This is a genomic window from Anabaena catenula FACHB-362 (assembly GCF_014698735.1).
Taxonomy (GTDB): domain Bacteria; phylum Cyanobacteriota; class Cyanobacteriia; order Cyanobacteriales; family Nostocaceae; genus Anabaena; species Anabaena variabilis_A.
In genome coordinates this window covers 1-10993 of the sequence record NZ_JACJTQ010000081.1, presented here as the reverse complement: position 1 = coordinate 10993, position 10993 = coordinate 1, and the positions used below count along the sequence as shown (strand labels likewise).

Annotated in this window: 11 protein-coding genes; 1 reads left to right on the top strand and 10 read right to left on the bottom strand. The window is 38.6% G+C overall.

What is annotated here, in order from left to right:
* Positions 1-210: 210 nt before the first annotated feature.
* The 3 genes from frr to H6G68_RS26005 all read right to left on the bottom strand — a co-directional run bounded on the left by frr (position 211) and on the right by H6G68_RS26005 (position 2134).
* The gene (frr, locus tag H6G68_RS26015; RefSeq protein ID WP_190909232.1) at positions 211-759 is read right to left on the bottom strand and encodes a ribosome recycling factor; all 549 of its coding nucleotides are present in this window, start codon (positions 757-759) and stop codon (positions 211-213) included.
* A complete protein-coding gene (gene pyrH / locus H6G68_RS26010; RefSeq protein ID WP_190909231.1) occupies positions 746-1474 on the bottom strand; it encodes a UMP kinase in 729 nt (242 codons plus the stop codon). Before pyrH ends, frr begins: the two co-directional genes overlap by 14 nt.
* An 81-nt stretch (positions 1475-1555) precedes the next feature.
* A complete protein-coding gene (locus tag H6G68_RS26005; protein WP_190909233.1) occupies positions 1556-2134 on the bottom strand; it encodes a thioredoxin family protein in 579 nt (192 codons plus the stop codon).
* Between the two features lie 236 nt (positions 2135-2370).
* On the opposite strand from H6G68_RS26005, the gene H6G68_RS26000 reads away from it, so the two are divergent.
* Complete coding sequence (locus H6G68_RS26000) at positions 2371-3270, top strand: alpha/beta fold hydrolase (protein WP_190909230.1); 900 nt, start codon at positions 2371-2373, stop codon at positions 3268-3270.
* Positions 3271-3458: 188 nt separating this feature from the next.
* On the opposite strand, the gene H6G68_RS25995 is transcribed toward H6G68_RS26000, so the two are convergent.
* The 7 genes from H6G68_RS25995 to H6G68_RS25965 all read right to left on the bottom strand — a co-directional run bounded on the left by H6G68_RS25995 (position 3459) and on the right by H6G68_RS25965 (position 10836).
* Positions 3459-3668 (bottom strand): hypothetical protein, encoded by a 210-nt coding sequence (locus H6G68_RS25995; RefSeq protein ID WP_190909229.1) that lies wholly within the window; start codon positions 3666-3668, stop codon positions 3459-3461.
* Positions 3669-4026: 358 nt separating this feature from the next.
* On the bottom strand, positions 4027-4209 hold the full coding sequence (locus H6G68_RS25990) for a hypothetical protein (protein ID WP_190909228.1): 183 nt from the start codon (positions 4207-4209) through the stop codon (positions 4027-4029).
* 305 nt (positions 4210-4514) lie between these two features.
* Positions 4515-4832 (bottom strand): hypothetical protein, encoded by a 318-nt coding sequence (locus H6G68_RS25985; RefSeq protein WP_190909227.1) that lies wholly within the window; start codon positions 4830-4832, stop codon positions 4515-4517.
* A 71-nt stretch (positions 4833-4903) separates the two neighbouring features.
* A complete protein-coding gene (locus H6G68_RS25980; RefSeq protein WP_190909226.1) occupies positions 4904-7072 on the bottom strand; it encodes a peptidase domain-containing ABC transporter in 2169 nt (722 codons plus the stop codon).
* A 112-nt stretch (positions 7073-7184) separates the two neighbouring features.
* Positions 7185-8693 carry a beta-barrel domain-containing protein gene (locus tag H6G68_RS25975; protein ID WP_190909225.1) on the bottom strand — a complete coding sequence of 503 codons (1509 nt, stop codon included), beginning with the start codon at positions 8691-8693 and terminating at the stop codon, positions 7185-7187.
* A gap of 753 nt (positions 8694-9446) precedes the next feature.
* On the bottom strand, positions 9447-9785 hold the full coding sequence (locus tag H6G68_RS25970; RefSeq protein WP_190909224.1) for a CTB family bacteriocin: 339 nt from the start codon (positions 9783-9785) through the stop codon (positions 9447-9449).
* A gap of 343 nt (positions 9786-10128) precedes the next feature.
* The gene (locus tag H6G68_RS25965) at positions 10129-10836 is read right to left on the bottom strand and encodes a diacylglycerol/polyprenol kinase family protein (protein WP_190909223.1); all 708 of its coding nucleotides are present in this window, start codon (positions 10834-10836) and stop codon (positions 10129-10131) included.
* Between the last annotated feature and the right edge of the window lie 157 nt (positions 10837-10993).

Here is a 10993-nt window from a genome sequence, read left to right as displayed (position 1 = left end):
GGGGGGCAGGGGGCAGGGGGCAGGAATAATCAAGATAAATACTCTCCCCATCTCCGCGTCACCGCGTCACTCCATCTCCGCGTCACCGCGTCACCCCATCTCCGCGTCACCGCGTCACTCCATCTCCGCGTCACCGCGTCTCTCCATCTCCGCGTCACCGCGTCACCCCATCTCCGCGTCCCCGCGTCACTCCATCTCCGCGTCCCCAGCTTAGACGGTGGTAATGTCTTTTTCTTTGTCTGCCAACAATTCATCAATTCTGGCAGTGTACTTATTTGTCAGTTTTTGCAGTTTGTCTTGCTGATCTCGTGATTCGTCTTCGGAAACTTCAGCGTTTTTTTCCTGTTTACGAATCGAGTCGAGAGCATCACGGCGGATATTGCGAATGCCTACCCGACCTTCTTCAGCATACTTAGCGGCCATTTTGACAAATTCTTTCCGGCGATCGCTTGTCAAAGGTGGAATATTGAGCCGAATCACAGAACCGTCATTACTGGGGGTTATACCTATATCTGACAAAGAAATTGCTTTTTCAACTATGTTGAGACTGCTCTTATCGTAAGGCTGAATCAGGATTGTTGAAGCATCAGGGGTGCTGATATTTGCTAGAGATTTCAAGGAGGTGGGTGTACCGTAATATTCCACCTGTACCTTATCTAGTAGACTCGCATTGGCGCGACCAGTGCGAATGGTATTAAAAGCTCGTTGAGTAGCCTCAACGGTATGTTGCATCTTACTTTCAGCTTCAGCTAATTTCACAAGAACCTCCCACAAGGGTACCGATGGATTCTCCCATTACTGCTCGGTGGATGTTACCTCGCACCGTTAAGTCAAATACAAGAATGGGAATATTATTTTCTTTACACAAGGCAATTGCGGTGCTATCCATGACTCGCAAATCTTTAGCCAAAACATGGGCGTAGGTGAGGGTTTTATAACGCTTGGCATCAGGATAAATGTGAGGGTCAGCGTCGTAGATTCCGTCTACTTTGGTGGCTTTAAAAATCACTTCTGCATCAATTTCGGCTGCTCTTAAAGCGGCTGTGGTATCTGTAGTAAAGAAGGGATTTCCCGAACCTGCACCAAAAATTACCACCCGTCCTTTTTCGAGATGACGGATGGCACGACGACGAATATACGGTTCTGCTAATTCTTGCATAGCGATCGCGGTTTGTACCCGCGTCTGTACCCCTATTCGTTCTAGCGAATCTTGCAGCGTCATGGCATTCATTACCGTGGCAATCATCCCTATGTAGTCAGCGGCTGCCCTGTCCATACCCGCCGATGCCGCTTTGACACCTCTAAAAATATTGCCGCCGCCAACGACGATGGCGATTTGAACGCCAGTGGCTACCACCTCTTCTACCTCTGCGGCTATTTCTTTGACCACTTCTGGGTCAATACCATAGCCCATGTTGCCCATCAAGGCTTCACCACTAAGTTTAAGTAAAACCCGTCGGTAATTCGTTCCCATGAAGTTTCGCTTTATCAAAAAAGTTGCAATTGCCTCCAATTTAAGATAGCAGTACAATGACTATCTGTGTCTAGTTCTGGTCTATTTCCGCCATACTAATGGCGTACCAACTGGTTGTGTTTGTACTGGCTGGATTTCTTGACCTTGAAATAATGCTGCGATCGCATTTCTTAAATAATCTGTTCCCTCTGCTAATGGATCTTGGGGGTGATCATCAATTTGACCTTTGTAGCGCAAAATTCCATCATGATCGATTAAAAAAGCTGTTGGTGTGATGATGGCACCAAAGCTACAAGTCACATCCTGGGTTGAGTCCCATAGGTAAGGGAAGTTTAACTCATGTTGCTGGGTAAAAGCTTTCATGTTCTCAAAGTTTGACCCAGGGCTAAAGTCTTCTCCATTTTTAACATCATCATTGGCATGACTACCATTTAATCCGATGAGGGTGAAACCACTGGAGGAGAATTCGGCTTGAATACTCTTTAGTCTACCTACATACAAATCTACATAGGGACAGTGGTTACACATCGAAATGACACATACTGAGCGTAAATTTTCTAAATAACGGCTGAGATGGTGTACGCGCTCATCAACTCCTGGTAACTCAAAATCTGGGGAATAGCTGCCAATGGGTGTATCAATTGTTTCTAGTAAAGTCATCTTCTCTTGCCCGAAGGAACTAGGAACAAAAACTTTTTCAAAATCAGCGTCGGTTTCCAGGTGTAAAACCACGCTTGAGCATCCGTTTTATATCCAATTAATTTTATATACTAATTTAGGTGGCGTAAATTGTAAAACTACCCAATCTAGTACTGGTGCTATTTTCATCATCCGAAAGTATATTTTTTATGTAAATTTTATTTAAAAATAGTGTAAAAGCACCAAGTAAATTTTTTATGACAAACACTACAGACGCATTTACATCCACAAAAACCTGGCTTTGGCAAGGGTTTCCCATCTGTTACCAAACCCAAGGAACTAGTGGACCAGCTGTGATTCTGGTGCATGGCTTTGGCGCATCATGGCTACACTGGCGCAAAAATATACCAGTTTTAGCAGAAACTTGTCGGGTTTATGCCATTGATTTAATTGGCTTTGGTGGTTCAGCTAAACCTGCACCCGGTGAGAAAATTACCTACACACTAGAAACTTGGGGACAGCAAATAGCCGATTTTTGTCGGGAAGTTGTGGGTGAACCTGCGTTTCTAGTGGGAAATTCCATTGGTTGTATTGTCGTAATGCAAGCTGCGGTGATTAACCCGGACATGGCTTTGGGAACTGCGTTACTTAACTGTTCTTTGCGGTTATTGCATGATCGCAAACGTATTACTTTACCTTGGATCAAGCGGTTTGGCGCGCCAATTCTACAAAACTTTTTATCGATTAAACCAGTAGGTGATTTCTTTTTTAGTCAATTAGCTCAACCGAAAACAGTCAAAAAAATTCTCTTACAAGCCTATGCTAACGGGGAAACGGTGACAGATGAATTAGTAGATATTTTAATGACACCGGCGAAAGATCCTGGTGCTGCTGCCGTATTCTTGGCTTTTACTGCTTATTCCAGTGGACCTTTAGCGGAAGAATTATTACCTATAATATCTTGTCCAGTGATTATTTTATGGGGAACGGCTGACCCGTGGGAACCTATTAATTTAGGTAGAGAGTTAGCCCATTTTCCCCAAGTACAAAAGTTTATTCCTTTAGAAGGTGTGGGACATTGCCCTCAAGATGAAGCTCCTGAGTTGGTAAATCCCATTTTACTCGATTGGATTGGTGAGCAACTAGTTCAGGAATAGGAGCAAATTCAAAGAAACTAGACTGTAGATTTGGTTAACTTACCACCATCGACAATGGAGTCGCTAACCCCAACCACATTTGGGCGAGTTATATGAAAATTTCTCCTTACCCTATCAACTGAAAGGTTAAAAAACCAAGACTATCAAAGATAGCTCAGTTTATAGACTTTACCTACTGAGGAAGAGTATTAATCACGGTACTTATCACCAGTATCAGAATAGCTCTCATAACTGTCAGAGGGTGTACATTGATCATATTTTTGGTAGTCGCCGCCACATTTTTGTTTTTTCGGTTTACAACAAGGCCTAGGCTTGTAACATCCTCCAGATAAAAGTTGTTGTTCTTCTGCGGATAGTTCTACAAGCAAGTTAGATATAATATTGTGTTGAAGTGACATAATTATGTGCCTCACTTTATGGAATTGTTTTCTTTTTCATTAGGAGGAAAGAGAAAGGGAAGGGTTATCTCTATTAGTTCCCTTCGTAGTAGCTGGAAGAAAATATTTGAGACTACCCAAACTCTCTCAAAGTTAATTTTGAGGCAGTTATATCAGCTTTCTCTTTCCTGTAGTCAATACCAGATTGAAATTAAATGGTAATCGCTCAATAATCCGGGGTAAATAGCCCAGTGACAACCTTCAAATGGCGAAAAATCGTTACCGATATGATAGTCTGCCCCCAATTATTGAGCGGATACAATATTAAATGGCTACCCAATTTATGAGTTTTGTCCATTTAATATCTCCCTCTACCTCCCTAGTCATTATCAACATCGACATCGACATCAAGATCGACATCCCGTCCTCTTCTACCTCTTCTCAAAGGACTGTAGCTATAGCAGATTATTGGTCGGCGACGCCTTTGTCCTCCAGATAAAAGTTGTTGTTCTTCTGCTGATAGTTCTACAAGCAAATCCGATTGAATGTTTTGATTAGACATGATTGTTAGCCTCAATTCATGAATAGGTGAATAACACCTATGCTTCTTTTATAAACATTTATTATTAGAAATTAATGACTCCCTAGTTATAAATTTACTACAATTTAAATTCTTCCTAAGTTCTAATAATTTTAGATAAACATCTTTCTTTTAGCTGATGTTTATTTTTTATATTTCTATTTAAAATAAAGCCATTATTATATAACATTAAAAATGTTTTATTGATTTTAATCAGGCAACAAAAAATGTAGAGGAAACATAAAGCTATCTCTACAAAAAGATGTTTTAATTTAATCCTGGCTATTTTATGAAAATAAATTACTCAATTTATCACCATTGGAACTAATTGTTAGCAACCCAAACGTGAAGGAAAGTCCTATAGTGAGTTGGGATAATTTATATTTGGTGGTTTGTGAGGTAGAATCACCTGAAGCGAGAGTTACATCACTTTTTCCTTCAGTTTCGATATCAGTTTTTTGGAAGAATAAATTACTTTCACCTAATAAACTTAATATGGGTACACCTAATATGGGAGATATTTGCCCGCCAATTAGAGATTCTTGTTCTTGCTCAGAAAGATGTTTAAATAATTGAGTCTGATTCAATCGAGTATTTTTAGGCATATGATTACTCCTTGCACAAGTAACTAGGTTTGGTTAAACTATGGCAGAATCAAAGTTATGAAAATATTAATTTATACAGTTAAAAACTGCAAATGCTCTCCAGGTTTTGATAAAAATGTATCAGGAGTTCCTTGAATTTGTATCTGACCTTTTTCTATGAGAACAATCCAATTAGCGCGATGGATAACGCTAGGACGATGGGTAATTAAAATTGTGGTTTTGCCTGTGCGATATTCCAAGAGACGATCTAGAACATGAGCTTCACTCATGGGGTCTAGTCCGGCGGTAGCTTCATCTAAAATCAGGATAGGTGGATTGGTAAGAATTCCGCGTGCGATCGCTAATCTTTGTCTTTGTCCACCTGAAAGATTTGCTCCAAATTCCCCTAATACGGTTTGATATTTATTAGGTAATTGACTGATAAAACCATCTGCATCAGCAATATGACAAGCTTGAACAATCTCTTCAAAAGAAATATTAGGTGTGCCTAAACGGAAGTTTTCCAAAATTGAACGACTCCAAAAATGAGGTTCTTGGGGTACATAAACTACTTGTTGTCGGTAACAATCTAAGGCAATATCTTGGATATTAAAAAAACCGATGCGGATATTACCAGAATCTGGTACATATAAACCAGCTAATAATTTAGCTAAAGTGCTTTTACCACAACCAGATTTACCAATTAAAGCAATTACTTTTCCTCCAGGAATCTGGATAGAAAAATCATCTAATAAGTCAACTCTGCCTGGGTGATGAAATTTGAGATGGGAACAACTAATATCTGCATTACTGGAAATTTGGGCAATTGGCTTTTGACTTCCTCCTACTACTTCTGGTGTGGCATCAATAACTTCTAATAATCGAGAAACTGCGGTTTGGGAGCGAAAATATTCATCAACAAAGCCAACTAATGAGTTGATTAAAGCTAAAACATTAACTTGTAAAGCATTAAAAGCTAACATTTGTCCAATGCTTAAATCGCCTTTAATTACTAAAAGACTCCCAAATCCTAGTAAGATGACACCACCAATTGTAGATAGAAGTTTAGCAATAGTACCGTTGATAATTGCTATTTGAACTGTGCTAAAAGCAAGATTAGCCAGACGACCAAAACGACTTTGAAATTCATCCCAAAATTGAGGAGCAGCATTTGTAGTTTTAATTACCTGTGCGCCTTTAAATGTTTCTACTAAAACACCTTGATTTTCTGCTCCTAAGACTAAGAGACTTCGGGTTTTTTGTTGAAGAATGGGTAAGAAAGGCAAGGTCGATAAAGTTATTAAACTAGCAATTAATAAGACTGCTATTGTTAATTGCCAGCTATAAAATAACATTAAGCATAAAGAAATCACAGCGATAAAAAACTGGCTCGGTAAAACAATGACAATTTGTGATACTAATTGGTTAATTTCGCTAATATCTCGGAGTCGGCTTGTGATTTCACCACTTCGACGAGATTCATAATAATTTAAGGGTAATTGGAGAAGTTTTTTGCCAAATTCTAGAACTAAGCCTAATTGTAATCTTTGCCCAAAATGAGAAATCATTAAGGCTTGAAATACTTGCAAACCTCCACTGAATAAACTCATGACGACAACTGCGGAGACTACAACAGTAAGTAATTGTACATCTCCTCGAACTAGAACATCATCTGTCAATAATTGAATCAAAACAGGAGTTCCCAGAGCTAGTAAACCCAGGACGATATTGATCATTAAAACCTGAGTTAGCAAGCCACGATAGGGCAAAATGCGGCGAAAAAAACGTGTGATACCACCTTTTGATTGTTCTTGGGGTTGCTCAGAAAACCGATCTGGTTCTGGCTCTAATAAGAGCATTACACCATTCCAAGCATCGGTTAATTCTTTTTTTGTTAGATAACGAAGTCCAACAGCAGGATCGGCAATAACGTATTTGTTCCCTTTTTTACCATATAAAACAACCCAGTGGTAGCCTTGCCAATGGATAATTGCAGGTAATGTAATTTCTGCAATTCTGTCTACAATTTCCGAGGAAGCTTTCACGGCTCTAGCATTAAAACCGAGATTTTCCGAGCCTCGTTTTAAACCTAATAAAGTTGTTCCTAATTGTCCAGTACCAACAGCTTCTCGGCTTTTATTTATGCTTAAAAAGCGGCGATAATGCTTGCTAATAGAAACTAGACAAGCTGCTCCACAGTCTTCTTCACTTAACTGTAAAGTACACTGGTAATTTTGATGAGATTTGAAGATATTGAACATAATTAGTAACAGGATTTTAGTAGGTTAAGTTGACGGGAGGAAACCCAAGTTTATTAAAGCTTTTGTTGCACTGTCGCTTCACCCAACCTATGGTTTTTGGAAATGTATTGGATTATGGGTTGGTGATTAATTTGCCTTTTCTGAGGATGAATTGTAGTACAGTTTCCTGACGAGAAATAATATCAGCACGTCCTTCCATACCAGATTTGAGATAACATAAATGATCTCCTTTTCCTAAAAATAGACTTTGTGGTTCAATATTGATTTCGTAAGTAGGTATCTGGGGTGTACTGATAATAGAATTATTTTGTGTAGTTGCTACAACATCTGGTGCAACTGTTTTTACAGTTCCTTTGAGAGTTCCATAGTCTGGATATGGACAAGCTGAAACCTGCATTTGAACTGCTTGACCCGTTTTTACTTTGTCAATATCTTTAGCAGAAACGTGAGCTTTGATGATTAAAGGAGCATCCACAGGTGCAATTTCAGCAATAGCTTCACTGAGTTGCACAACCTGTCCAGAGTTACGGAGTTTCAGTTGCATTAGTGTGCCGGTAGCTGGTGAGCGAATCACACTTTTATTCAAGTCATTTTCTAGCTGTTGTAGTTCTTGACGAGTGCGAATTTGTTGTTTTTGTAGTTCTAGACGCTGCTGGAGTAATAGTTCTCGTTCTTTTTTTAAAGCTGCTAAATTCCCTTCACCTCTGGACTTTTCCTGTTGAATCTTTTCCATTGCTACTGTTACGTTTGCACGACTGGGATTAATGGCAATTTTTGCTTTTTCTAAGTTTATTTGTGCTAATTTTACAGCTTGTTCTTTTTCTTCTTGGAGATTTTTAGAACTAGATTTAGCTTGTTCTAATTTGGCTTGAGCCGATTTTACAGCTTGTTCTTTTTCCTCGACTAAATTGCGAGATATTGCTCCTGTTTCCACTATACTCTGCAAGCGATCTCGCTGTAATTTAGCCAGTTTTAAAGCGGCTTCTGCTTCTTCCACCGTGGCTACTAATACCCTTTCTTTTTGTAATCTTTCTAATTGATCATTTGCTAACTTTATAGCTATTTTGGCTTGGATCATTTCCACAGTAGCTTGAGTTTGCTGATCTATGTAGTTGCGTTGAGTACCCTTTAATTCAGCTTGTGCAGCTATAATTGTGCGGTTATTTAAGTTAGTTTGAGAAATTATTTGAGTATTCGCTTGATTGATTTGGGCATCAATTTGAATAAGTTGTAATTGATTCTGCTGGATAGTATTTTGCAGTTGTCTTTTTTGAGATTGTAGTTGGGAGTCATCAATATAAGCAATTATTTCTCCCTTATTGACTACCTGATCTTCTTTAACTACAATTTTTTTTACAGTTCCCGTCATTGCAGATTCAACTAACCGTAATTCTCCCAATGGTCTGATAGTTGCAGGAACTTTGACTGTGACACTGTAATAGAGGACAGAGGTGAGACTTACAGCTACTAAAAACATACTAATCATCACTCCCCCACCAATATGAATCCATTTACCGATATGGGGGAGAAACTCATTAGCTTCTAATATATGTAAATCCTCTGTAGCTTGGTTATTGGGGTTATACCAGGAATTGTTATTTTGACTCTGTAAGGAGTTCACGGTATTACACCTTGTGTTAGGACTAAGATAGTCTGACCTAAGATAGAAATTACTAATATCATGCAACCAAAAAGTAACTATCTTAGGTAATAAATTAGCAGAAATAAAAACAAGTAAATTTCTCTATTCACATGATGAAAACTAATTTGATGATGGGCTATAATGTGGTGTAGGGGGTCGAGATAGTTATACCCTAGCATTGGGAATTATCTTTCTTAAATCTTCAACGCAGATGAGGCGTTAAGAATATGGAGGGGAAGGCTAAAACTTTCTCAAAGTCCTCACTTACGTAGAGCAAGTTCTTATCATCTCCTCTAACCCCCTTTATTATCTGAAAAAGCTATGCTCAAAATTTAATAGCGGCTTCAAGCCTGTAGAGCATTTTCTGGTTTAGATAATGATTTGATTGGCAATAATTATTAGCCTCATTTGCCTTGATATAAAGTAAAGATTCCAGAGATTGATTTATTCATGAAGTTTTTTCCCAAGCATCTCTAGCCAGATGAATTGGGTTTTACATTCATTGAAAATGGCAGGAAAACTCTGGAATCTACTTTTATCTTTAGCACCCACTCACAATAAACTTCACGTGACTAGTATACAAAGGCGAAAATAACTAACCATTAAAAATTACTAAAAAGCTTTTGTAATCTGCTTTTTTGAATTTTTAAGTTTTAAGTTTTAATTCTGCCCTGCGGTACTAGTTCAATCATGCTTTGAGATTGGGCAACTTATAGGCTTACTAGCCCATATTTACGGAAGAATTCCTCCAGTAATAGCCTCTGTGGGTGTAATTGGGGCTAAACTTTCTCCTTCAGTTGGTAGTGTTGCTGGACCTAAAGCTCCGACACCGGGAGGAAGTTCTGCACCTAAACCTAAGAAATCTTGTCCCGCAGTCAGTATGGTATTAGCCTTACCTGCGGAAGTAGCACTGCTACCTTGAGGACCTGAGATACTTGTTCCTATTAAACCTGATGATTTGTTAGCGTAATTAGTCGCGGCTAGTTCAAAGTCAGCCCCACCAGTTAAAACCTCTTGTTGCTGATCAGATAAAGCAACAAACAAATTGGATGCGTTAATTTGATTTGACACAATTATTTGCCTCACTTACGTAACTAGGTGTTTCATCACCTAACAACTCAACTATAAGCATTGTTGCCTAATAATTCATAAATCTACGGGTAGAAAGTAAAGTTTGCAAGTTTACCTCTCAAAGTAGAGACAAAATAGTTTTTTATTACTAAAATAGTCTTATTAAAAGATTAATTGTATTAGAGAAAATCTAGATAATATTTAGGTTTTGTTTTTACAAAAATCGGCTGAATCTCCCCAGGCATTCACTTTTTTCACTCAATCAAAGAATCAATATCTATATTTTTAGAGATCTCTAATTATCGAAAAAATCATTTTCCTATATTTCTAAATCCGGAATTATTCAGTATCCAGAGAGTAGCTGAGTTAACATATAAGCACAGATAGCACTACCAATAGGAACTGTCAAATTATCAACTCCCAAAAAAGAAAAGGCTTCTAAAACCGTAGCAATTACGGCTACCATTAACGAGACTATCCAAGTTTGCCAAATATTACCTTGGGTAATCAGTAAAAGAGCCACACAAATAAAATAACTAATTAAAGTAACTGTTAAAGAACCTTCCCAACTTTTTTGAGAACCAAAAATTGTATATTTATGTTTGCCAAAGCGTTTCCCAATTAAAGCCGCTAGTCCATCTCCCCAAGCCATAATCATAATTCCTAAAACAGCATATTGGGGTTGGTGTAAATCCCAAAAACCAGCAACTAAAACACCTATACTCACAGCATAAAAAAATGTTCCCAAACTTTGACGACCGACGCTATTAATCCCAGGAAGAATTGGGAAGATATAAGATAGTAAGGTGATAATACTCGCAAAAATTGAAGCTGTAATTCCCACAAATGGGGGGATATCTAACCACCAAGCGATTAAAATAACGTTACCTGTGCCAATATGCACGATTTTACGGATGATTTCGGGTTCGCTATCAGTAAAACGACTAACTACCCAAGCAATGCCAATAATTAATCCCACCCAAGCCGCAGCAGGGGCAATTTGCAGCGACAATGGGGGAATAGATTGTAAACTGAGGACTGTGTTAAACAATGATGGAATAGAGGTATTTTTAACTTTAATCCTACTTTATTAGATTTGGGTTTGACACTCCCCTGGCTGAATAAATTTCGCTATGCTCATTTATTCGGAAAGCCAGGGGATTCTAAGAAGTTGTTCCGAATGGGGCTAAAGCCACCATTCTCCACTT

What these genes read in the sequence shown, in the direction of transcription:
- pyrH (WP_190909231.1), bottom strand. Translation starts at nt 1,474, where the DNA reads ATGGGAACGAATTACCGACGGGTTTTACTTAAACTTAGTGGTGAAGCC.
- H6G68_RS26005 (WP_190909233.1), bottom strand. Translation starts at nt 2,134, where the DNA reads ATGACTTTACTAGAAACAATTGATACACCCATTGGCAGCTATTCCCCA.
- H6G68_RS26000 (WP_190909230.1), top strand. Translation starts at nt 2,371, where the DNA reads ATGACAAACACTACAGACGCATTTACATCCACAAAAACCTGGCTTTGG.
- H6G68_RS25995 (WP_190909229.1), bottom strand. Translation starts at nt 3,668, where the DNA reads ATGTCACTTCAACACAATATTATATCTAACTTGCTTGTAGAACTATCC.
- H6G68_RS25990 (WP_190909228.1), bottom strand. Translation starts at nt 4,209, where the DNA reads ATGTCTAATCAAAACATTCAATCGGATTTGCTTGTAGAACTATCAGCA.
- H6G68_RS25985 (WP_190909227.1), bottom strand. Translation starts at nt 4,832, where the DNA reads ATGCCTAAAAATACTCGATTGAATCAGACTCAATTATTTAAACATCTT.
- H6G68_RS25980 (WP_190909226.1), bottom strand. Translation starts at nt 7,072, where the DNA reads ATGTTCAATATCTTCAAATCTCATCAAAATTACCAGTGTACTTTACAG.